This window comes from Mesorhizobium zhangyense (assembly GCF_011045115.1).
Classification (GTDB): domain Bacteria; phylum Pseudomonadota; class Alphaproteobacteria; order Rhizobiales; family Rhizobiaceae; genus Mesorhizobium_M; species Mesorhizobium_M zhangyense.
The window spans coordinates 128336-150755 of sequence record NZ_JAAKZG010000007.1 but is presented as its reverse complement, the minus strand read 5'-3'; the positions used below and the strand labels follow the sequence as shown (position 1 = coordinate 150755).

Sequence of the window (22420 nt, the reverse complement as noted above, 5' to 3'; positions counted from 1 at the left end):
ATGAGCAGACAAATCCATCCCGAATATCTCGTCTCGACGGAATGGCTCGAAGCCCATATTTCGGACCCTGACGTCCTGGTGTTCGACTGCACGACGCGGATCGTGCCGGATGCGAAGACGATCTACCGCACGGAACCGGTGATCGACCGGTTCGTGGAAGGGCATATTCCGGGCGCGCAGTTCATCGACGTGCAGAAGGATTTTTCCGACAATACCCACCGTTACAAGTTCATGCTGCCTCCGGCAGAGCAGTTTGCCGAGAAGGCAGCAGCCTTCGGCGTCGCGGACTGCAAGAAGGTGATCCTCTATTCCACCATGGATCCCTGGTGGGCAACGCGGGTGTGGTGGCTGTTCCGGGTCTTCGGCTTCGACAATGTTGCCGTTCTCGACGGCGGCTTCGACAAATGGGCCCGCGAAAACCGGGCGCTTGAGACAGGGCCTGCCCGAATGCGCGCTGCCGGCCGGTTTCAGCCCATTCTGCGCAGCCATATGGTCGCCGACCGGGCCGAGGTTCTTGCCGCCATCGGCGACGGCGCGGTCTGCACCATAAGCGGGCGCCTGCCGTCGCAATTCGTGGGCATCGACGGCAATAGCTACGGCCGGCCGGGCAGCGTGCCGGGCAGCGTCAATGTTCCAGCTGCGAGCCTCATCGACCCGGAAACGAAAACCTACCTGCCGATCGACGCCTTGCGCCAACGCTTCGCCCACCTGCCCATCGAAGGCAAGCGCGTCATTGCCTATTGCGGCCATGGCATCGCCGCCAGCGCGGATGCGTTCGTGCTGGCAATGCTCGGCTATGAGAACGTCGCGATCTACGATGCCTCGCTCTCGGAATGGGCCGCAGACGACACCTTGCCGATCGCTGTCGGCTGATACTGGAACCGGAGTTTTGGAATGATTTCCGTTGGACTGATCGGAGCGGGGCGCATTGCCTCGGTCCATGCACGTCATCTGCGTGGCAATAACTTCGCACGGATCGTGGCCGTGGCCGATCCGCATGCGCCGAATGCTGCTGCGATTGCCGGCGAGCACGGCGCGCGCGTCGCTGCGTCAGCCGAAGAGATCATCGCCGACCCCGCCATCGATGCGGTGATCATCGCATCATCGACCGATACGCACTGCCCCTTGATGCTGGCGGCGGCGAAAGCCGGCAAGCGCGTCTATTGCGAGAAGCCGCTGGCTTCGACGCTTGCAGAGGCCTATTCGACCTATGTTGCGCTCGGGGCCGCGGCCGACGCCGTCATGGTCGGCTTCAACCGCCGCTTCGACCGCAACCACGCCGCCGTTCAGGCGGATTTGGCTGCCGGACGGTTGGGCAAGGTCCAGACAGTGCAGATCACCTCGCGCGGCCCCAACACGATACCCAGCCTCGACTATCTCAAGGTTTCAGGCGGCCTCTTCTTCGACAAGATGATCCACTTCTTCGACATGGTCCGCTGGCTCACCGGCGAGGAACCCGTCGATGTGGTGGCTTTCGGCTCGGTCATTGCTGACCCGGTCTTTGCCGAGGCGAACGACATCGACACCGGCATGGTTACGCTGCGGATGAAGAGCGGCGCGCTCTGCCAGATCGAGAACACGCGCCGCGCGGTCTATGGCTATGACGACCGCATTGAGGTGCTCGGAACCGGCGGCTTGATCGAATCGTCGCGCATCACCGAAGGGTCGGTCATGCGCATCATCGACGACAAGATCCTCACCGAGGGGCTGCCCAAGGATCCGATGGTGCGGATGGCGCCAAGCTACAGCGCCTCGATCAACGCTTTCATCGACTTCGCGCGCAGCGCGCTTGGCCGGGAAGCCGTGCCCGGTGTGAAAGACGGTCTGCAGGCGCAGATCATTGCGGCAGCGGCCGACAGGTCCCTTCGTGAGGGCCGTATCGTGAAGTGCGCCGAAATTCTCCAGTCGGCCGGAATTGCGGGAGAGGACGGGCTGGCGTGACCACCGGCGGTTCCCCCGCACCACGCGGAAACGAGACCGAGAACTGCGACATTCTCGTCGTCGGGTCGGGCGCAGGCGGGCTCTCCACCGCCGTCACCGCCGCGCATCGCGGCGGCAAGGTGATCGTTCTGGAAAAGGAGGCCGTCTTCGGCGGTACCACGGCATGGTCTGGCGGCTGGATGTGGATTCCCCGCAATCTACTGGCGCGTCAGGCAGGCATCGATGAGGATGCCGAGACGATCCGGTCCTATCTTCGCGCCAATTTTGGCTCCGCTTATGATGAACGCCTGATCGAGGCTTTTCTGGAAGCCGGTCCGCAGATGGTCTCCTTCTTTCAGGACAGGACCGCGCTTCAATTCGTCGATGGCAACCGGATACCCGACATGCATGGTGATATGCCGGGGGCAGGAACCGGAGGCCGTTCGGTCTGTGCAGCCCCTTATGACGGCAGGAAGTTGGGGTGCGCCATTAACCTGCTGCGCAAACCGCTTCCCGAAACGGCATTCTTCGGGATGGGGATCGCTTCGGGCGTCGATCTTGCGCGCTTCATGTCGATGACACGGTCCCTGCGCTCCGCGATCCATGTCATTCGGCGTTTCGGAAGGCATCTACTGGATCTCGCGATTCATGGACGGGGCATGCACCTCGTCAACGGGAATGCACTGGCCGCGCGGCTTGTCAGGTCGGCTCTCGATGCCGGCGTGGATTTGCGCAGCGAAAGCCGCGTCACCGGGCTGATCCGCGAAAGCGGCCGCGTCACCGGCGTCCATGTGCTGCGCAAGGACGGTACCCGGGAAACGATTTATGCCAAAAGCGGCGTGGTGCTCGCTTCAGGCGGCTTCCCGCACGATCCGGAATTGCGGCGGTCGCTGTTCCCGCACGTTCCCACCGGGCACGAACACTGGTCGGTCGCGCCGCATGGCAATGCCGGCGACGGCATACGGATAGCGCGGACCGAAGGCGCGGAACTGCGCCGGGATCTGGTGTCTCCGGGCGCGTGGGTGCCAGTGTCGCTGGTACCGCGACGCGACGGCACCCTTCATCCCTTCCCGCATTTCATCGACCGCGCCAAGCCCGGCGTCATTGCCGTGCGTGCCGACGGACGCCGTTTCGTCAACGAGGCGGACGGTTATCACGATGTGCTGGCCGCATTGCTGCAGGCAACGCCCGAGGCCGAGCAGCCGCAGGCATGGCTGATCTGCGATCATCATTTCCTGCGCCGCTACGGCCTTGGCCATGTGCGTCCGGCACCCGTGCCGATCGGCTGGCATATCAAGGCCGGCTATCTGAAGCGCGCGAAGTCGCTCGGCGCGCTTGCCCGTCTTTGCGGGATCGATCCGGCCGGGCTGGAGGAAACGGTGGCGGCCTATAATCTCGGCGCGCAGAGCGGCGAGGACAATGCCTTTGGCCGTGGCACTTCCGCTTTCAACCGCGCCGGCGGCGACGCGCAGGTCGGGCCTAACCCTTGCGTCGCACCCATCTGCAAGCCGCCCTACTACGCCGTGCGCATCCTGCCCGGCAGCATGGGCACCTTTGCCGGTCTGCGCACGGATGCCGCGACCCGCGTTCTGGACGCTGCCGGCGATATCATCCCCGGCCTTCATGCCGTCGGCAGCGACATGGCAAGCATCATGGGCGGCACATATCCTGCAGGTGGCATCAATCTTGGTCCGGCAATGACCTTCGGTTTTGTCGCCGGACGTTTCTTGACGCGCGACGCATATTCCGAAGGCAGCCCGCAATGACCCGTCTCTTGTCCCTCGCCCATCTGACGGCCTTGTCGCTGACACCGCCGGAGCTAATCCGCGTTGCAGCCGAGACCGGTTATCAGGCCGTCGGTTTGCGATTGGTGGCGGTCACGCCTGAAACACCCTCCTATCCACTGATGGACGACCCGATGGGCCTGCGCGAAACCCGCGCTGCCCTTGCCGATACGGGCATCCGCATTCTCGATGTGGAGTTCCTGCGGCTGGAGCCAACGACAGAACCGGCAAAATTCCTGCCCGTCCTGGAAACGGCAGCCGAACTTGGCGCTTCACAAGTTCTCCTGGCTGCATATGATCCCGACGAGTCACGGCTCGTTCACAACGTCGCAGCCCTGGCCGACCTGGCACATCCGCTGGGACTGACCGTCAATCTGGAGTTCTATCCTTGGACGGTGGTCTCTTGTCTTGCAGATGCCGAACGCGTGGTTGCCGCCTCAGATGCTGCCAACGCAGGCATTCTGGTCGACGCCCTGCACCTGGCACGATCTTCGACCACGCTTGCTGAACTGCGTGCGAGCCCGGCAAACCGATACAACTATCTTCATCTCTGCGACGCATCCGCGGACCATCCCGGCTCACTCGAGGGGCTGCTTCTTGCCGCCCGTGCCGAACGTCTGGCGCCGGGCGATGGCGGACTGGATCTGGCAGGTTTCCTGTCTGCTATGCCTGCCGACCTGCCGATCGGGCTCGAGGTTCCGATGGAACGCATGACAGCCGAACTTGGCCCCGCAACCGTCGCGCGGCTCTGCCGCGAAGCTGCAACCCGGCTAATGAAGGCTCTTCAGTAGATTGCCGATGGCTAGACTAAATACTGAGTGAAATCGCACTGACGATCTTCAGCTTCCTGGCATCTCAGTTCCACTCTGCATCTTGCAGATGCAGCGCCTTCGATTTCCAATTCAATACGTAAGTCGGCTTCGGGGCCGATCCCGAACAGGCTGCTTCAGGTGCCAGGGGTGGATAGCTGCATGGGAACGAAAGCAGGGAGACTACTTTCGAGGCCTCGCGGTGCGTAGGTGGTGATGGACATCCGCAGTATTGCAGTAGGCCAGTTCGCCAATTTGTGGTAGCCGGTCGGTTTTACTAGCGAAGGAGTACAAACCGTGAGCGAGCCGACCGTTGCCGAGGCGACCGATATCATTTATGCATCGCTCCGATCGGACAATGCTGACATCGATGAACATATCGCTACCCTCAAGCTAGCCTTGTCCAGGGAGGGTGCCAAAGAAGCAGTTTTCGACCCGACCAAGCTGGCACAAAACAACCGTTCGGGACGCAAGCTGATGCAGGCTTATTTTCGGCAGCGCGGCGTGAGCGTGAAGTTCTCAGCCCAGTAGGGCCACAGTGTTCGAACGCTTTTACCGTGAATCCGTTACTGCCTGTGCCAGCGTAACAGCACCGTCGGTTCTGGCGAAAGCGAAACTGCGGACCCACCGCTCCTATGTTGCACTGCGTCCGTGGCAAGAGGCAAACCAGACCTCGATGTCCATCTGCATCGGGGCCGAAGCCGACCATCAGGTTCTAGGGAGTGCCAGTGGGATAGCTGCCCTTCACCGGCTGTAGGCGCTCCGACCTGGAGTCGAGCCCTTAAGTCATTCCTGTGACAGCGCCTGAACGCCTACTCCTGACGGCAGCGGACGCTTCACTCATCGCTGAGCTGCTAGTCCGCAACACCCGCCGCGCAGGCCGCCAGCGCGCTTGGCAGCTGTCGCAAACGGGCCGAAGCTGTGAGGGATTTTCGAGGAGATCGCCTCGGCGTCTACTGGGTTTAATTGTGGAAGTGTTACGAACCCGATTATCCTCGAAATCGGAGCGCATCGACGATGACCTTGAACGCCGGAAGATTCTGACGGCGGCTCGGATAGTAGAGGAAATAGCCGTCGAAGAAGGGAGACCAATCATCGAGAACCTGCACCAGCAAGCTCGAAGCGATGTGCTGCGCCACAATGTTTTCGGGGACATAGGCGATGCCGTAGCCGCTTACAGCGGCATCGATCATCGCGTAGGAATTGTTGAAGGTCAGTTGTCCGTTCACCCTGACGCGCAGTGCCTGGCCATCCTTCTCGAACTCCCAGGCATATAGGCCCCCGGCGGTCTCATGACGCATGTTGATGCAGACGTGCCGGACCAGATTCTGTGGGTGCTCAGGCACACCATGCGCAGCGAAATATCCGGGAGAAGCCACAGCCACCAAACGCCAGTCCGGGCCAATTCGGACCGCGATCATGTCCTTCTCGACGCTCTCCCCCAGCCGGACGCCCGCGTCGAAGCCCTCCTCGACAATGTTGCGGAACGTGCTGTCCAGGATCAGTTCGACGCTGATGTCGGGATAGGTGTTCAGCACCGGTTTGAGCTTTGGCCATACGACGCTTTCCAATGCGTGGTCGGACAAGGTCAGCCTGATCGAGCCCGACGGCTTCTCGCGAAAGGCCATCAAGGCGGCAATCTCGTCCTCGATTTCGCCGATGCGCGGAGCGATCGTCTGTAACAGCCGTTCGCCTGCGGCCGTCGTCGCGACATTGCGCGTGGTGCGGGTCAGGAGGCGTATGCCCATTCGTGCTTCGAGCTGCTTGATCGCGTGGCTGAGCGTCGATTGCGCCACGCCGAGCTTTGCCGCCGCCTTAGTAAAGCTGCGCTCCTCGGCGACGGCCTGAAACCACGTCAGTTGATTGAGGTCGGTTTTGGCCATGACGCTCCTTCGTTTGCCATCCTGCAACACATTATTCGATGCAGTCGATTAGTTCATGCCAATTTCGATGGGTAATCGTTTTATGGCAAAGCCACTAGGTTTGCACTGCAACAATTCAGCAGGAGCACACGAACATGGCGATTGCCGCCACAATAGATACGGGTAGCAAACCGAACGCCGCCTGGGGCGCGGTTCTCTCGATGGCACTCTGCGTAGCGATGCTGATCGCTTCGGAGTTCATGCCAGTCAGCCTGCTTACGCCGATGGCGGAAGGGCTACACGCGACCACCGGGCAGACCGGACAGGCGATTTCGATCAGCGGTCTCTTCGCGGTGGCCGCCAGCATGATCATCACCACCGCCGCCGGGACGCTCAACCGAAAATCGGTTCTGGTCGCGATGACATCCCTGATGTCGCTGTCACTGGTTTTGGTAGCGGCGGCGCCGAATTTCGCGGTGCTCATGATTGGCCGCGCGCTGCTCGGCATCTGCATCGGCGGTTCCTGGGCATTGGCTACCGCCGTCATCATGCGGCTTGTTCCTGAACGCGATGTGCCGCGTGCGCTCGCCCTGATGTATGGCGGACAGGCCATCGCGGCGGCTTTCGCCGCGCCGATCGGCAGCTATCTGGGTGCTATGTTCGGTTGGCGTGCGGTGTTCTGGGCGCTGACGCCGATCGTCGCCGGCAATCTTGTCTGGCACATGGTGGCGCTGCCCTCGCTGCCCGCACACCGGCGCCAGGACTTCCGCACCATGTTCGGTCTGCTCAAGCGCCCATACTTCCTGCGCGGTCTTATCGCGGCAATGCTCTCATGGGGCTCGGCGTTCACCATGTTCACCTACCTGCGCCCGTTTCTGGAGCAGGTGACGCGCGTGGACGTGGCGACGCTCTCGATCCTGCTGCTCCTACTCGGCTGCGCCGGCTTCGTCGGCACCTGGGCATCCGGTCGGTTCCTGAGCGGCAGCGTCGCGCCGCTGTTGAAACTGCCGGCGCTGCTGATGGGCGGCTGCACGTTAGGCCTTTTGCTGCTGGGCGGCTCGGTAGTCGCGGCGGCCCTGTTTCTCGCGCTCTGGGGCGCAATGAATACCGCCATGTCGGTCATCTGGATGACCTGGATGTCACAGAACGCAGCCGACGCGCCAGAGGCCGCCGGCAGCCTCATGGTTGCGGCTATCCAGGCTTCGATCCTGCTAGGCGCTGTCGTTGGCGGCCTGCTTCTGGACGGCCTGACGATCGTGGCGACCTTCGTTGGCAGCGTGGTCCTGGCCGGTCTTGCAATCGCGCTCATCGGCAGTGGCCAGCGTCTGCTCAAGCCTGAGTAACCCGGCAGGATGGACCAATTCGGCACGCACCACACACACACACATCAACTCAAAGAAGGAGATCGGAAATGCCTATGGATACCCCTGACACGAACTCGTCGGCACGCGCCATTCAACGGCGCGAGCTTCTGAAGCTGACCGGCGCGGGCGTCGCCGCATTCGGCGCAGCTTCACTATTCAACACCCCCAAAGCAAAGGCTCAGATTATGACAGACGAATGGGACAAGGTCTTCCCGCGCAGCGAGAAGATCGACCACGAGAAGGTCACTTTCAAGAACCGCTATGGCATCACCCTGTCAGGCGATCTTTATCTGCCGAAGAACCGTGCCGATAACCGCCTGCCGGCCATTGTCGTCAGTGGCCCGTTCGGCGCAGTCAAGGAACAGTCATCGGGCCTCTATGCGCAGACCATGGCCGAGCGCGGCTTCGTCACGCTGGCTTTCGATCCATCCTTTACCGGCGAAAGCGGCGGTGAGCCCCGCAACGTCGCGTCGCCAGACATCAACACCGAGGATTTCATGGCGGGGGTAGACTATCTCGGCCTGCATGCTTCCGTCGACCGCGAGCGCATCGGCGTCATCGGCATCTGCGGCTGGGGCGGCATGGCGTTGAACGCCGTAGCTGCCGACAAGCGCGTCAAGGCCGTTGCCGCCAGCACCATGTACGACATGACCCGCGTCATGTCGAAGGGCTACAACGACAGTGTGACGCCCGAACAGCGCGCACAGACGCTGGAGCAACTCAGCCGGCAGCGCTGGCAGGACGCAGAGAAAGGCACTCCCGCTTATGGTCCGGTCTCGCTGGAGCTGAAAGGTGGCGAGCCGCAGTTTGTCGTGGAATACGCTGACTATTATAAGACGCCCCGCGGTTTCCACCGGCGAGCGGTCAACTCAAACGCCTCGTGGAGCCTGACGACTCCGCTGTCCTTCATGAACATGCCGATCCTGACTTACATCGCCGAGATTTCGCCGCGCCCGGTCCTCATCGTTCATGGCGAGAAGGCCCATTCGCGTTACTTCAGCGAAACGGCCTTCGCCGCCGCGGCGGAGCCGAAGGAACTCATGATCATTCCGGGCGCCAACCACACCGATCTTTACGACAAGGTGGACGTGATCCCGTTCGACAAGCTGACCAGCTTCTTCAATCAGTATCTAGCTGCGTAAGTGGCGAGAGGGAACCTGCTCCGCAGGTGCAGGCTCCCTCTGAACGGGTTAGGGATAAAGAGAGATGGCCGCATGCTGAAATTAATGAGCGCCGCTGCTCTCACAGCGCCAATGGATGGAACCGCCGTGGCTCAAGAGCACATTCGTATTTCATCAGGCTGGGGCGAGGTCACAGCCGATCGTTAGTAACCACGAACGATTGGCAACCGCCATGAACGACTGCGAGCGCATAGGAAGACCAAGGCCGGCTCCCATGCAGCGGTCCGGCAACGGTACGAGAGCGTCTTAGCGTCGGGTTGGTTCCCGGCCAACGCTGCCGGTGGCTACATCGCGATATGCAGTTACATGGCGCTCCATGCGACGTGCGGCTGAAGCTTCGTCCTGATCCCGGATCGCTTTAAGGATGACAGTGTGGGCGCGCACGGCATGAGAGCGCATCTCGGGAGTCGTGACATGCTGGTAATCCATTGCGTCGCGGATAGGCATGGTTATCGCTTCCATCAGCGCAAGCAGCGGCTCGTTGCCGCTCGATCGAGCGATCGCGAGATGCCATTCGAGATTGATGCGCTTGTAAAGTTGGACATCGCCGACAGACATTTCGAATTGCTTGTGAAGATCGGTAATCTCTTCGAGTTCGGCTTCACTCCTGTTGCGCGCCGCCAGGCGGGCAAGAGTAGGTTCCACCGCAACTCGGCATTCAAGGAGTGAATCCAGGCGAATGCCGTGCGTCCGCACGAAGAGTTCGACAGAGCGGGCAACGATATCACGGCCGGGGAGAGTTACTATCGATCCGCCGCTGCGTCCGACCTTGGTCGTGACGAAACCTTCGGACTCCAGAACCCGAAGAGCGTCGCGAACCGACGACCGGCTTAAGCCCGATTCGGTGACGAGATCCCGTTCACTCGGCAACAGTGCTCCAGGCCGCAGGTCGCCCTGAACAATCATCTGGCGCAATTGATTGGCGAGAATATCGGACGCCTTCGGCACGACGATCGGTACGATCTGTGAAGCGACCCTGCTCGTCATCAAATCTCCTTTTTCGCTTTCAATCCCAATTATCAGACCTTTTCTAGCATGAAAACAGTTTGAATCATCGCTTCTTTACATCCCCATATAGGTTTCCTGAACCTGTCTGTCGTTTTGCAGGATCGAAGCAGCACCGGATCTGACAATGCGACCATGATCGAGGATGTGAGCCTGGTCGGCGATCGCGAGAACTTCTGTCACGCGCTGCTCTACGATCAGAACAGTCAGGCCTTCCTCGCGCGCCAAATGCGCTACCGTTTCGAGAACGCGCCCCGTCATCAGCGGCGACAGGCCGACGGACGGTTCGTCAAGCATAAGCATCTCCGGCCGGCTCATCAGTGCGCGCGCAATCGCACACATTTGCCGTTCGCCACCTGACAGCCGTCCGGCGAGTTGGCTGTAGCGCTCGCGCAGGAGCGGAAATATCTCGCTGACCTCCTTGAGGCGGGTGGCGATTGTTGCTCGGGATTTTGGGCTGTAGGCACCAAGTTCCAGGTTCTCCTTGACCGTCATGAACGGGAACAATCGCCCGCCTTCAGGTACCAGGACAAGCCCCTGTTCCGGCAATTCATTCGGTCGTCTGCCGGCGATGGCGGACCCGTCAAAGTCGATACTACCCTTGGTCGGCTTTATCAGGCCCGCGATTGTGGAAAGCAGGGTCGACTTGCCGGCACCGTTCGCGCCGACGATTGCTGCGATCTCACCGCGCGCGATGGTGAGGTCGATGTCGTGCAAGACGCTCGCCTCTCCATAACCGGCGCTGATGTCGCTGAGTTCGAGATGCGTCGTCATGCGCGTTTCTTTCCGACATAGGCTTCGATCACGGCATCGTTGCCAAGCACATCGTCGGCCGTGCCTTCCGCGAGCAATTGGCCGCGATTGATAACAAGCACCCGTCGAGCAAAAGCGCGTACCACCTTCAGATTGTGCTCGATGACCAGGAACGTGGTGCCCGACGCATTGAGATTGACGACCAGATCGAGGATCTCTTGCACCTCGGTCTGGTTCAGACCCGCCATCACCTCATCAAGCAAAACGATCCGAGGTTCCATGGCGAGGGCGCGGGCGACTTCCAGGCGACGGCGGCCGCCAAGCGTTAGTTCGCCGGCGCGGCGGTGAACATATGCCGCAAGCCCCACCATCTCGAGGGTCTGCTCTGCGCGTTCGGCTGCATCGCGAATTGCTGACCGACGCAGGAAAGCGCCAATCATCGCTTTCTCTAGCACGGTCATCGAGGTCATCGTCTGCGAGATTTGGAATGTGCGGCCAAAACCCAGACGTGCCCGGTGGTGCGGCTTCAGATGTCCGATATCCTTGCCGAGATAAACAAGGCTACCGGACGAAGGCGCAAGCTGACCTGTTAGAAGGTTGAAGAGCGTTGTTTTGCCCGCACCATTAGGCCCAATGATCGATACTGAAATGATGCCAAAGCGCCTCGCGAAAAAAGACCGCCGGAGGAATTCTCGATGATTTACGAACTGAAGGGTTGCGTTGGGCTCTAGCCTCGCGCCGGTTTCAGCGCTGGTAACGGCGGGCAAGCAGAAAAGTCATCGTGATCGAGAGCGTAGAGATTTACCGATTTCCGACCTAAACCACGCAGTACGTAAAAACATTCACTGAATGTCATCCCCTGGGCTCCAACGCATTCCCTTCTGCATCTTACGCGACTTTGACCGTCGGTATCGCCTTGTGTGACGGTTCCTCTGGAGAGGCTTGTTCCAGAATAACTTTATTGAAAATATTTGACTATTTTTATTCGATAATATTATATTAGGATTGATCGGCTCCGAGCCCGAGCGGCTAAAGACAAAAACTCTGCGGCTGGCAGATGTTTGGTCGTGCGGTCATGACGTCTCCAGAATGAGACATCCTAAGTATCTGAATAATTTGATTATTTATTGAACTTCGCCTTTGGCGACGAACACGGGAGGAAACCATGCTTCGCAAAAGACATTGGCGGCTTACGCTGTCTCTTATCCTCGCTGCCGCGGTGGGGATGACGATCCACTCGGCATCGGCACAGCAGTACCCGGAACGGGAGGTTCGGGTCATCGTGCCATTTTCGGCTGGCGGCGGGACAGATCTTGTTACGCGAATATTTGCCCAAGCCCTTGGCGACAAACTTGGCAGGCGGTTCTTCATCGAGAACGTAGCTGCCGGGGCGGGTGGGTCCGTCGGCAGCAGGCAATTGTCGGAAGCCGAGGCAAATGGTTACACGATCGGCACCGGAACAAGCTCTGGCATCGTCAATCTGGCGATGGACCAGAGCGGTTTCAACCCATTGACGGAACTTGAGCCTATCGCACGCTATGGCGCAACCACGCTGGTGCTCGCTGCCGATCCAAAGCTGCCGTTGAACTCCTTCTCGGAGTTTGTCGCATATGCCAAGCAGAATCCGGATCTGGCTTATGGTTCATCCGGCGTCGGAAGCACGACGCATCTCGCATTTGAAATGCTGGCCTCGGCGATCGGTGTGCGGCTGACGCACGTCCCTTACCGCGGCGAAGGAGCCGGCATTGTCGATCTGATGTCCGGTCAAATCCAATTGATGCTGCTGAGCCTTCCGGCGGCGCGCCAGTATGTCCAAAGCGGTGCATTGAAAGCCCTCGCCGTCACATCGGTCGAACGCTTCCCCGCCCTGCCGAACGTGCCGACCCTTGTCGAATCCGGGCTGAAGGATTTCGTCGTCGATGCTTGGTATGGCCTCTATGTTCCGAAGGGGACGCCGGCTACCGTCACAGAGCTGCTGGTGAAGAGTGTCAACGATATCCGCGCGGACCCCGATATCTCGAAGCGACTACTCGACAAGTTGAGCTTCGACACGTCAGGTTCGGACGATCCGGCAGCGTTTAAGGCCTACATGGAAAAGGAGCTCGAACGCTATTCCGCGGCGGCCAAGACCACGACGGCGCAAAAATAAAACAAACGAAATCCGTTGGTTAGACCTGGCGACCAAGCCCAGACTCTTATCTCTTATGGAGCTGGGTTCGCCCGTCTTGTCATCCGTGACACGAAAGAGTGCGCGCGCCTTTCCGCTACAACCAAGTCTTCAAAGCAGCGTGGCGGGATCGAATTCGGGATCGGCAATCTGCTCGAAGCGAGGCGACGCATTCTTTTGCAGAAGCCGCCGCGCCAGCATGTAGGACCGTGGCTCGTTCATGGCATCTACCGACAGCAGGCGATCATTCTCGAAGTACCAGACCGACTGGCTACGGTTGTCGGCCGCGGGGCGGACGACGGTGCGATTATAGCCCTGGTTGAGCCCGGCGATCTGCAGTTTGACATCATACTGATCAGACCAGAACCAGGGTTGCGGAAGATAATCCCTGTCCATTCCAAGGATATTGTGGGCGACAATGGCGCCCTGGTCGTTGGCATTCGGGACGCTTTCCAGCCGGATGCACCGTCCCTCGAAAGGCAGTGAGCAGCAATCCCCGACAGCCCAGACGCCGTGCGCGGAGGTCTGCCCCCTGGCATCCACTCGAATGCCGTTTTCGACGTTGATCCCCACCGCTTCGGCTAAAGCGGTTCGCGGCAGAACGCCAATGCCGATCACCGCCAGGTCGGCGGGAAGCTGTCTACCGTCGATGAGGTCGGCGCCGGAAACATGGCCATTGCCGGTCAGCCGCAACAGACCTGCGCTTTCCATGATCTGAACGCCGTGCGCCGCATGAAGCTTCCGGAAGAAGTCGGAAGTTTGCGGTGCGGCGACACGCTGCAAAATCCGGTCGGCCATTTCCAGAACGGTGACTTCCAGGCCGCGCGAGCGCGCAATTGCTGCAACTTCGAGCCCTATATAGCCGCCGCCGAGGATCAATAACCGCCTGCCGGACTGCAGTTCGGGTCCAAGACGCAACGCATCCATCTGGTTGCGTAGATAATAGAGGCCAGCAAGGCCGCCGCCCACTTCGGCTGGCAGCGGACGCGGCGACGCGCCTGTCGCCAGGACAAGATCATCGAACGGGAGCAAGCGCTCCGCCAGCCGAACTTCCCGCTTGGCGAGGTCGACGGCTTCGACCCGCGCGCCGAGAAGCAACTCGATCTTCTGATCCCTGTAAAAATCGAGTGGCTTCAGGAGAAGCCGGTCGTCATCCAGCTTGCCGAGCAGGTAGGCCTTGGAGAGTGGCGGCCGCTGATAGGGCGGCAGGGCTTCCTCGCCGATGAGCGACACATCGCCATCGAAGCCAAGTCGGCGCAACTGCATGGCGACGGCAAGGCCGGCCTGGCCCGCACCGACGATAACGATACGTCTGGTCATTCCACCAACTCTGGATGTGAAAAGAGTGTATGCCGCCCGGAGTTTGCCCCAGGCGGCTCCGTCCTGTCAGATATGACCGCCGACGCGCAACGCGGCGACTTCGTCGTCAGTCTTGCCAAGGAATTCCTTGTAGACGAGATCGGTATCCATCCCCAGTTCCGGCGCGGCGCGCCAGACTTCGCCGGTATGGTTGGCGAGCTTCGGCACGACGTTCTGCATGCGCACCTTACCGAGTTTAGGCACCTCCAGTTCGATGATGCTTTCGCGTTCCCTGAAAGTCTCGTCCTCCAGAATGTCTTCCATACTATAGATCGGAGATGCGACGACGCCGATCTCCTTCATAGCAGCCATGCACGCGTCGATGCCGCGCTTGGCGATCCACTCGCCGAGAAGCTTATCCAGGCGCTCCGAGTTTTTGGCCTGATCGGCACGGGTGACATAATCCTCGGCCGGCTCACCGACGAGCTTTGCTGTGTTCGAGACGGCGCGAGGCGTGCCCGAGGTCACCGTCAGCCAACGCTTGTCGCCTGTCTGGTACATATTGATGACGGCCGCCGGCGCGGCTGCTAGCTTGTTGCCCATCCGCTCGGGCGCCGTGCCCAGCTGGTCATGGAAGATTACCTGCCATTCGATGAGGCGGAACAGCCCGTCATAAAGCGACAGGTCGATCCACTCGCCCTTGAAATCCGGGTCGGTATGCTTGCGGTAGAGCGCGGCCTGTACGGCATAAGCCCCCATCAGGCCCGTGACGGAATCGCCGTGGGAGAAGCCAGTATGAACCGGGGGGCCATCCGGGAAGCCTGTCAGGTGGACCACGCCGCTCATGGCCTCGCCGACCTTGCCGAAGCCCGGCTCATTGCGCCGTGAGGAGGTCGCGCCGAAGCCGGTAACCTGCAGAACGATGACCTTCGAATTGATCTTGTTGAGCGATGCGAAGTCCAGTCCCCATTTCTCCAGCGTCTCGACACGGAAATTGGTGATCACGACGTCTGCCCAGGCGGCCAGTTCCTTGGCAAGCGCGCGGCCCTCGTCGCTGCGCAGGTTCAGCGTGATTGAGCGCTTGTTGCGCGCCGCCATCTGCCACCAGAGATGCACACCGTCCTTGGCCGGGCCGGCCGTGCGTTGTGGGTCGCCAATTCCTGGGTCCTCGACGTGGACGACGGTTGCACCGAGGTCTGCCATCAGCGTTCCGGACAACGGCCCGGCAATCACATGCGCGAATTCCACGACTTTCAGCCCTTCGAGGGCACCTGATTTCTTGGTCATTTTCCTCATTCCTTTAAGATTGATTCAGACGCTGCTCAGACAGCGTGCAGTTCCAGCAGCCGCCGAGCGATCAGCAATTGTTGAATTTCGTTGGTGCCTTCCCCGAGGATCAGCAGCGGCGCGTCCCGGTAGAGGCGCTCGACCATGTATTCCTGCGAATAGCCGTAGCCACCATGGATGCGCATCGCCTCGATGGCGCAGAACTGGGCCGCCTCGGTGGCGTAGAGCTTCGCCATTCCGGCCTCCAGGTCGGCGCGCTCGCCCGACGCTTTGCGGCGCGCAGCGTCGAAGGTCAGCAGTTCTGCAGCACGGATCTGCGTACCCATCTGGGCAAGCTTCATCTGGATAGCCTGATGCTGTGCGATCTTGCGGCCAAAGGTCTGGCGTTCCTGCGCATATCGGATCGCCAGTTCGAAGGCACAACGGGCGACACCAACCGCGCGGGCTGCGACGTTGACCCGGCCGAGCTCGACGGCAGCCATGAAATATTTGAAGCCCTGCCCTATCCCGGCTTCACCGCCGAGCACCGCGTAGGCGGGCACCCGGTAGTCGTCAAAGACGAGCTCTGTCGTCTCCACCCCCTTGTAGCCGAGTTTCTTGAGGTTCGGCGGAATCGTCAGGCCCGGCTGATGCTGGACGCCGGGCTCCTTTCGAACGATGAAGGCGGTCATGCCCTTGTGACGGGGATTGGCCGATGCGTCAGTGACGGCCAGGAGCATGATAATGCTTGAGCGCAGACCGTTTGTGCTCCACATTTTTTGGCCGTCGATCCGCCAGCCGCCATCTTCCGTTCGCTTCGCCGTAGTCCGGATTGACTGCACGTCGGAACCGGCGCCAGGCTCCGTCATCGAATAGGCAGCACGCAGTTCGGCGGTCGCCATCAGCGGCAGCAGGTTCTGTTTCTGCTCCTCGGTTCCGAAATTCTGGATCATCCATGCCGCCATGAAATGCGTGTTCAAGATGCCACTCAGCGATATCCAGCCGCGCGACAGTTCGGCCACGACCAGCGCATAGGTCATCAGATCCAGCCCGAGGCCGCCATGCTCTTCGGGGATGGTGATCCCGAAAAGGCCCATCTCCACCATCTGTTCGTAGAGAGGCTGCGGAAACTCGTCCGACCTGTCGTATTTCGCGACGGTAGGCAAAACATCCTTGTCGACGAATTCTCGCACTGTGCGCAGGATTGCCTCCTGCTCGGCTGTCAATTCCATTCTATTCTCCAGGGATTGGGGATGCTTTGAGCGACGGCGTAGCCGGTCGGCGGAGCTGGACGAAGACTTCGCCGTGGCGCACTTCGCAATGATAGACGAACAGGCGGCCTCGAATGATGCCGCCCATCGCCTCGCCGCTGCGGACGTCGAACTCGTAGGCATGCCAGGGGCATTTCACGATCAAGCCGTCGAGGTCGTAGACGAACTGGTTGGGCTCCGATGGACGCATGGTACCCGAGACCTGTGCCCGGCACATCGGCGCGCCGTGGTGCGGACAGCGATTTGCGAAGGCATGGACATCGTCGCCGCGCCGCAGCACGCCGATCGTCTTGCCGCCAGCCTCGACGGGGACGACCTTGCGCTCGGGAAAGTCCTCAAGCTTACCGATCCGGTGCTCCGGCATCGTCTGCTGCTGCGCGATGGTCATGCGGCCACCTCCCGGCGAAGCGCGGGATGGGCGAAGGCGGAGCCGTTGTCGGCCAGGCGCTGCGCCCATTCCTGACCGAGGGTATCGATGACCTGCGTAAACGGATCGCCGTCAAATGGCGCATTGGATGCGAAAACGACGCGACGCAGCAGCGGTTCGGAAAACTCACCCAGCCAGATCTCAGGGTTGTGCGCTTCCCCGACCGGATACGTGCTGGCCCAGATGTGGTCGACGACCTTGGCGCTCGGCTTGTCCTTCACCCACGGCATGTCGGACCGGAAGTTGCGCCACTCCTGATCCAGTCGCCGCAGCAGCGACGGGAGCCATTTGAAACCGAAACCGGCAAACAGGACCTGAAGAGTCGGGAACCGATAGAAAGCCCCCTCGAAGATCATGCTCGCGACATTCGATTCCGCCAGATGCGGCATTAGAATATGGCGAGAGAGGGGGTTGGTGTGCGGCGCGCCGGCGAGCGGCGGGGCGCCCGCATAAGAGCCTTCGACGCCCGAGAAGTGAATGACGACCGGTAGCCCTGCCTCGGTAGCTGCGCGGAAGACCGGGTCCCAACTGACAGAGCCCAGCATTGTCGGCATGAGCGGAATGGTGATGGCCGCGATCCGCCGGTCCCCGGCGCAGCGCCCGATGCGCTCCGCCGACCCAGCCGGATCATGCGGGTTGACGACATGCACGACGCGGCTCTTCTGCGACGCCCAGTGCTCCAGGGCATAATCATTCAAGGCATCCAGAAAGACACCGGCAGCGATCAGATCACTCCAGCCGTTCACGATCAGACCTTGGTGAGGCAGGACGAGCGCCTCCATATCGAGCGACATCGGGTCGAATACGGAAAGCGGCTCGTGGCTGAAGCGATCGGAAACCCGGATGTGGTTCGAGGCGAGATCGACAGCACCGGTCCATTCATACCGGTCGAAATGGCGGCGCCAGTCACCGGGCATCAGCGGAAAGAGGTCTTCGAACTTCTTGACACCGGCAAAGCGGCAACAATCAATCGGCATGGCTCTTTCCTCCCCTACTGGCGGAAAATTTTAGGGCCGAAGCTTTCGACCGCGTTTCGCCAGTAGACGGCGTCCTTCATCTGTTCCGGGATCTTGCCCAGGATCACGTCCGGTGCATCCGTGTCGTAGTGCGGGTAGTCCGAGCTGAAGAGCAGCATCCTGTCGAGGCCGGGGATGCCGAACATCGCTTCGAATTCGCGGATGCCTGACGCCTCGTCGAGCGGCTGCGTCGCGAACTTGAAGTGCTCGACGAGATATTCACTCGGTTGCCGCTTCAGATGCGGCGCTGCGCTGCGGTTCTTGTGCCAAAGGTAATCGGCACGCGACATCAGCGAGCCGAGCCAGGAAAAGCCCCACTCCACCATGACCACCTTAAGCTCGGGGAAGCGCTCGAAAACCCCAGACATGATCATGTCAACGACATTCGCCGCACCGATCTGTGGCAGGACGGAATGCCGCTCACCATAGAACCGCGGCGCGCCGCCCGCCGGCACCTGCGAATAGGAATAGCATCCCTCGGAGCCGTTCTGGTGGCTGACGATGGCGAGCCCCATTTCCTGCGCTGCCTCGTAGATAGGATCGAAGACCAGTGAGCCGAGCATGCTCTTGTTGATCAGCAACTGGACGCCAACGACGCCGTTGCGATGGCCCAGGGCGCGGATGCTTTCAGCCGCGGCTTTCGGATCATGCTCCGAAACCGTCAAGGCCAAGGCAAAACGCCTGTCCGCCTCAAGCCAATGGTCGATGAGATACTCGTTATTAGCCCTTTCGAACGCCGCAGCCGCAGCCGAACTGGCAAAGCGGATAACCCCGTAGTGCTCCTGGGGAAGCAGAAGAGCCGTGGTGATTCCGAAAGGCTCGATCAGGTCCTGCACAACGAAGGCGGGATCGGAGCCGGCCGGCCCGCCGGCCGGCGGCAACGCATCGAGCCGATAGGTTGTATTCGGGTGGGGATATCGGTCCCTGGCCCGCGCAAAGACGAATCCGTTTGTGCTGCTCTGCCCGACGCTGCTCGGAACGAAGAAGTCCGCCCATTCCTTGGAAAAGTACGGCTTTAGCGCGCTGACGCTCTTGATCAGGGGGTGAACGTCGCAATCGACGATGCGCCGAGCCCCCGTGACTGTCTGCTCCATAAGAGGTCTCTCCCAGATCTTTCCAGCACGATATCGATCGCCTTCCTCATAACATTTGCGAAGATATCTTTACAAGATTTAATACTGAAGTTATGAGATTTGTGCAAGAGCCATTCGAGAGAGTCCGTTGAGAGGAGCGTTATGATCGGGGAGGAAGCCGCCTTTGCCAGCTCGTTTGTCGCCGGGCGTTCGTCCCTGACGACGCTCGCGGCGATGGGCCCGTCGCAACCGACGTCGCTGATGACGACACTCGTGGATGCGTCGCTGGCAGCCGACGTCCCGCTCACACTCATATTCGCCGACCTGACGGGTGCTTTTGCCTTCCTGAGTCCGGAACATCTTGCGGCGGCACGAAGCGGCCGCCTGCAGCTACTGCCCTTGGCAGGCGCAATTCCCCGCTTCTGGGCCGGTAACGTGGATTTCCTCCCGAATGCGCTATGGGACGCTGATCGGATGATTGCCGGTGGCCAGCTGAAGCTTGACCTGATCCTCATGGAGGCCGCCGAGGGGACCTCGCCGGATGAACTGTCCTATGGCGACATGATCGGCTACATGGCTGCGGCACTGGATACGAACGCGACTGCGGTCGCCGTGACTCGTCCCGGCACTCCGCATGTCGCCGATGCGCCGACGATTGCCCTGAAACGTTTCGACCGGGTGATCCGAGGCGAGCCACGGGAGCGCAGACAGGGCGCACCGACATCCCTCTCGGCGCAGCAACGCGAAATCGGACGCCGGGTCGCCAGCCTGATCCCGGATGAAGCAACACTGCAGCTGGGTCTGGGCGCGCTCCAGGAAGCCATTCTTCTGGAGCTCGACGACAAGCGCGATCTCGGAATTCACTCGGGAATCGTAACGCCCACCATACAAAGGCTGGTTGAAAGCGGCGTCATAAACGGCAAGGCGAAGAGCCTGGATTCCGGGAAAATCGTGGCTACCGGCCTTGTCGGCGGCGTGCATCCGGACAATGCCCCGATAAGAGACGCGCTTTCGCTTCGGCCCCTGTCGGAAACCCACGACCCCCGGCGGCTTGCGCTGCAGGAGCGCCTCTGGGCGCTCAACTCCGCGCTGGAAGTCGACCTGACCGGTCAGGCCAATGCCGAATATATCCAGGGGCAGCGACTGGTCAGCGGTGGAGGTCAAGGCGATTTCGTCCGCGCCGGCCATATCAGTCCGGGAGGCGCCTCGGTCATCGCCCTGCCTTCGCGCACTGGCAAGGGCGACAGTCGCATCGTCGGTGCGCTGCCAAACGGCCATCGCCCTACCTCGGCAGCGCAGGACATCGACTTCGTCGTCACGGAGTTCGGCAGTGCCGATCTGCGCGGGCGTTCGATGCGCGAGCGGGCCACGGCGCTAATCGCAGTGGCTCATCCGGACGACCGCGACGCCCTGACGGCAACGTTGCGCGAAGCATCAGGTTTTTGAAATCCCCGAATACCGACAGATGGAGGACTACATGAACGACACCTTTCAGGATGGATGGATTACGCTGGAGGGGCTGCGGTTCCACTACACGGAGTGGGGTTCACCTTCGAAGCCGACGGTGCTGATGCTGCACGGGTTGAACGTCACCTGCCACACCTGGGATCCCTTCGCCCGGGTGTTGCAGAACGATTACCACGTGCTCTGCCTCGACCTGCGCGGTCACGGCGACAGCGACTGGGCCCGCTGTGGCTATCGCGTCCGCCAGTTCGCACAGGACGTCCACAAGTTCATCGATGCGATGGGTAACGGCCCGCTGCATCTGGTCGGGCATTCGAACGGAGTGCGCGTTGGCATCGCCGTTGCCGGCGAGCGGCCCGAGATGATCCGCACGCTCGCCCTTTCCGATGCCGGCCCGCAGAATTCCGCCACCGGCGCGATCGCGATGCGCGACTTCATCACCGAGACCACGAACCTGCGTAGCTTCCGCGACGAAGCTGAGCTTCGCAAGTTCTATCTCGGCTACCACCCCGAGTGGGACCCGGAATTCATCGATCTCCATGTGAAGTATCAGATGCGTCGCAACTGGGCGGGGAAGCTCGTTCCCAAGCAGGATCCGGATCTGCAATGGATCGTCGGCTCCATCAGCCTGCCGGACGTCAAATATCTCTGGAAGATGGCCGCCAGGCTGTCCATGCCGACCCAGATCATGGCCGGTCGCAACAGCAATGTCATCGACGCCGAGGTTGTCGAGAAGATGGTGAAGACCATGCCCAACGCCCGCGCCACCTGGTTCGACGGCGGACATTACTTCCTGCGCGAGAAGCCACAGGAGTTCCTCGATTGCCTGCAACCCTTCCTGGCGGAGCACGAAAGCAAATGAGCACACCTCGCACCCGCTATGCCGCCATGAAGAGCATCCTCGAAGTCCCGGTGCTGAACGAGAAATACTGGTCCAAGGTGCCGACCGCCCCGGCCAACGCCATCATGATGGACCTCGAAGATTCCGCTACGCCCGACAACAAGGTTCTCGTCCGAGATAAGATACTCGAGGCCCTAAAGGACCGCGACTATTTCGGAGACCGGACGATCATCGTCCGGGTCAACAATCTGTCGACCCCTTGGGGTCGCGACGATCTTGAGGCCATGGCCGACGTGAAGGGCGACCTGATCGTCTGCTATCCCAAGGTCGAAACGGCGGAGGAGGTCTGCGAGGTCGTCCGCACGCTCCGCAGCAAGGTACCCAACCGCGGTGTCTATCCCATGATCGAGACGGCGCGGGCGATGATCGAACTGGACCGGATCGCTAGCGCGGACGGCGTCTTCGGCCTGCATTTCGGCTATGTCGACTATGCGGCCGACGTCGGATCTCGCCCATTCAACGACGCCGGCGATGACCTCTACGCACCGGCCAACTATTACGCCCGCACGAAGATCGCCGTCGCGGCGTCGGCTTATGGCCTGTTTTCCACCGGCGGGTCGATGATCCCGGATTACCGTGACCTGACGAAGGTCGAGGCATTCATCCGCATATGGGCCAATCTCGGCTATACCGCCTGCATCGGCCTGTCGCCCGCCCACCTGGAAATCATCAACCGCGTGATGAGCCCCGGCGAGAGCGAGATTGCCTCCGCAAAGGCGGTCTGCGAAGCCTATGATGCAGCCGTTGGCAGGGGCGATCCGGCAGCCGTTCTCAACGGCAAGGTGATCACCAATCCGGACTACCGTGTCGCCAAACTGGTGCTCGCTCGCGCCGGTCTGAGCTAGCAATGGGGAAGGA

The 22420-nt window shown here is 60.9% G+C and carries 21 protein-coding genes; 11 read left to right on the top strand and 10 right to left on the bottom strand.

What is annotated here, in order from left to right:
• The 5 genes from G6N74_RS18150 (at nucleotide 1) to G6N74_RS18130 (ending at nucleotide 5044) form a co-directional block, all read left to right on the top strand.
• A complete protein-coding gene (locus G6N74_RS18150) occupies nucleotides 1–873 on the top strand; it encodes a sulfurtransferase (RefSeq protein WP_165119359.1) in 873 nt (290 codons plus the stop codon).
• 21 nt (nucleotides 874–894) lie between these two features.
• The gene (locus G6N74_RS18145) at nucleotides 895–1941 is read left to right on the top strand and encodes a Gfo/Idh/MocA family oxidoreductase (RefSeq protein WP_165119358.1); all 1047 of its coding nucleotides are present in this window, start codon (nucleotides 895–897) and stop codon (nucleotides 1939–1941) included.
• The gene (locus G6N74_RS18140; RefSeq protein ID WP_165119357.1) at nucleotides 1938–3686 is read left to right on the top strand and encodes an FAD-dependent oxidoreductase; all 1749 of its coding nucleotides are present in this window, start codon (nucleotides 1938–1940) and stop codon (nucleotides 3684–3686) included. Before G6N74_RS18145 ends, G6N74_RS18140 begins: the two co-directional genes overlap by 4 nt.
• Nucleotides 3683–4495 carry a sugar phosphate isomerase/epimerase family protein gene (locus G6N74_RS18135; RefSeq protein ID WP_165119356.1) on the top strand — a complete coding sequence of 271 codons (813 nt, stop codon included), beginning with the start codon at nucleotides 3683–3685 and terminating at the stop codon, nucleotides 4493–4495. Before G6N74_RS18140 ends, G6N74_RS18135 begins: the two co-directional genes overlap by 4 nt.
• A gap of 315 nt (nucleotides 4496–4810) precedes the next feature.
• Nucleotides 4811–5044 carry a hypothetical protein gene (locus tag G6N74_RS18130; protein WP_165119355.1) on the top strand — a complete coding sequence of 78 codons (234 nt, stop codon included), beginning with the start codon at nucleotides 4811–4813 and terminating at the stop codon, nucleotides 5042–5044.
• A 458-nt stretch (nucleotides 5045–5502) separates the two neighbouring features.
• Here the strand turns inward: G6N74_RS18130 and G6N74_RS18125 are convergent, their stop codons facing one another.
• Nucleotides 5503–6396, bottom strand: a complete 894-nt coding sequence (locus G6N74_RS18125; protein ID WP_165119354.1) for a LysR family transcriptional regulator — start codon at nucleotides 6394–6396, stop codon at nucleotides 5503–5505.
• A 134-nt stretch (nucleotides 6397–6530) separates the two neighbouring features.
• Here G6N74_RS18125 and G6N74_RS18120 point away from each other — a divergent pair, with 134 nt between their 5' ends.
• Nucleotides 6531–7718 carry an MFS transporter gene (locus G6N74_RS18120; protein WP_165119353.1) on the top strand — a complete coding sequence of 396 codons (1188 nt, stop codon included), beginning with the start codon at nucleotides 6531–6533 and terminating at the stop codon, nucleotides 7716–7718.
• A gap of 68 nt (nucleotides 7719–7786) precedes the next feature.
• Complete coding sequence (locus tag G6N74_RS18115) at nucleotides 7787–8881, top strand: alpha/beta hydrolase (protein ID WP_165119352.1); 1095 nt, start codon at nucleotides 7787–7789, stop codon at nucleotides 8879–8881.
• Between the two features lie 285 nt (nucleotides 8882–9166).
• On the opposite strand, the gene G6N74_RS18110 is transcribed toward G6N74_RS18115, so the two are convergent.
• The 3 genes from G6N74_RS18110 to G6N74_RS18100 form a co-directional block, all read right to left on the bottom strand.
• The gene (locus G6N74_RS18110) at nucleotides 9167–9907 is read right to left on the bottom strand and encodes a FadR/GntR family transcriptional regulator (protein ID WP_165119351.1); all 741 of its coding nucleotides are present in this window, start codon (nucleotides 9905–9907) and stop codon (nucleotides 9167–9169) included.
• A 75-nt stretch (nucleotides 9908–9982) separates the two neighbouring features.
• The gene (locus G6N74_RS18105; protein WP_165119350.1) at nucleotides 9983–10699 is read right to left on the bottom strand and encodes an ABC transporter ATP-binding protein; all 717 of its coding nucleotides are present in this window, start codon (nucleotides 10697–10699) and stop codon (nucleotides 9983–9985) included.
• Entirely contained in the window at nucleotides 10696–11445 is a 750-nt protein-coding gene (locus G6N74_RS18100; protein ID WP_205826748.1) for an ABC transporter ATP-binding protein, read from the bottom strand. Before G6N74_RS18100 ends, G6N74_RS18105 begins: the two co-directional genes overlap by 4 nt.
• 398 nt (nucleotides 11446–11843) lie before the next feature.
• Here G6N74_RS18100 and G6N74_RS18095 point away from each other — a divergent pair, with 398 nt between their 5' ends.
• Nucleotides 11844–12827, top strand: coding sequence for a Bug family tripartite tricarboxylate transporter substrate binding protein (locus G6N74_RS18095; RefSeq protein ID WP_165119349.1), 984 nt, complete (start codon nucleotides 11844–11846; stop codon nucleotides 12825–12827).
• A gap of 129 nt (nucleotides 12828–12956) precedes the next feature.
• Here the strand turns inward: G6N74_RS18095 and G6N74_RS18090 are convergent, their stop codons facing one another.
• The 6 genes from G6N74_RS18090 to G6N74_RS18065 form a co-directional block, all read right to left on the bottom strand.
• Complete coding sequence (locus tag G6N74_RS18090; protein ID WP_165119348.1) at nucleotides 12957–14165, bottom strand: NAD(P)/FAD-dependent oxidoreductase; 1209 nt, start codon at nucleotides 14163–14165, stop codon at nucleotides 12957–12959.
• Nucleotides 14166–14231: 66 nt separating this feature from the next.
• Nucleotides 14232–15431: a CaiB/BaiF CoA transferase family protein gene (locus G6N74_RS18085; RefSeq protein WP_165119347.1), complete on the bottom strand. Its 1200-nt coding sequence runs from the start codon at nucleotides 15429–15431 to the stop codon at nucleotides 14232–14234.
• A 35-nt stretch (nucleotides 15432–15466) separates the two neighbouring features.
• Complete coding sequence (locus tag G6N74_RS18080) at nucleotides 15467–16642, bottom strand: acyl-CoA dehydrogenase family protein (protein ID WP_165119346.1); 1176 nt, start codon at nucleotides 16640–16642, stop codon at nucleotides 15467–15469.
• 1 nt (nucleotide 16643) lies between these two features.
• Entirely contained in the window at nucleotides 16644–17069 is a 426-nt protein-coding gene (locus G6N74_RS18075; protein WP_165119345.1) for a Rieske (2Fe-2S) protein, read from the bottom strand.
• Nucleotides 17066–18025 (bottom strand): amidohydrolase family protein, encoded by a 960-nt coding sequence (locus tag G6N74_RS18070; RefSeq protein ID WP_165119344.1) that lies wholly within the window; start codon nucleotides 18023–18025, stop codon nucleotides 17066–17068. The genes G6N74_RS18075 and G6N74_RS18070 overlap by 4 nt, the downstream gene beginning before the upstream one ends.
• 74 nt (nucleotides 18026–18099) lie before the next feature.
• The gene (locus G6N74_RS18065) at nucleotides 18100–19218 is read right to left on the bottom strand and encodes an amidohydrolase family protein (protein ID WP_165119343.1); all 1119 of its coding nucleotides are present in this window, start codon (nucleotides 19216–19218) and stop codon (nucleotides 18100–18102) included.
• A 141-nt stretch (nucleotides 19219–19359) separates the two neighbouring features.
• On the opposite strand from G6N74_RS18065, the gene G6N74_RS18060 reads away from it, so the two are divergent.
• Genes G6N74_RS18060 through G6N74_RS18050 form a run of 3 tightly spaced genes read left to right on the top strand, consistent with a single transcriptional unit; the run spans nucleotide 19360 to nucleotide 22407 of the window.
• Nucleotides 19360–20643 carry an acetyl-CoA hydrolase/transferase C-terminal domain-containing protein gene (locus G6N74_RS18060; protein WP_165119342.1) on the top strand — a complete coding sequence of 428 codons (1284 nt, stop codon included), beginning with the start codon at nucleotides 19360–19362 and terminating at the stop codon, nucleotides 20641–20643.
• 31 nt (nucleotides 20644–20674) lie between these two features.
• The gene (locus tag G6N74_RS18055) at nucleotides 20675–21523 is read left to right on the top strand and encodes an alpha/beta fold hydrolase (protein ID WP_165119341.1); all 849 of its coding nucleotides are present in this window, start codon (nucleotides 20675–20677) and stop codon (nucleotides 21521–21523) included.
• Entirely contained in the window at nucleotides 21520–22407 is an 888-nt protein-coding gene (locus tag G6N74_RS18050) for an HpcH/HpaI aldolase/citrate lyase family protein (protein WP_165119340.1), read from the top strand. The genes G6N74_RS18055 and G6N74_RS18050 overlap by 4 nt, the downstream gene beginning before the upstream one ends.
• The last annotated feature ends 13 nt before the right edge of the window (nucleotides 22408–22420 follow it).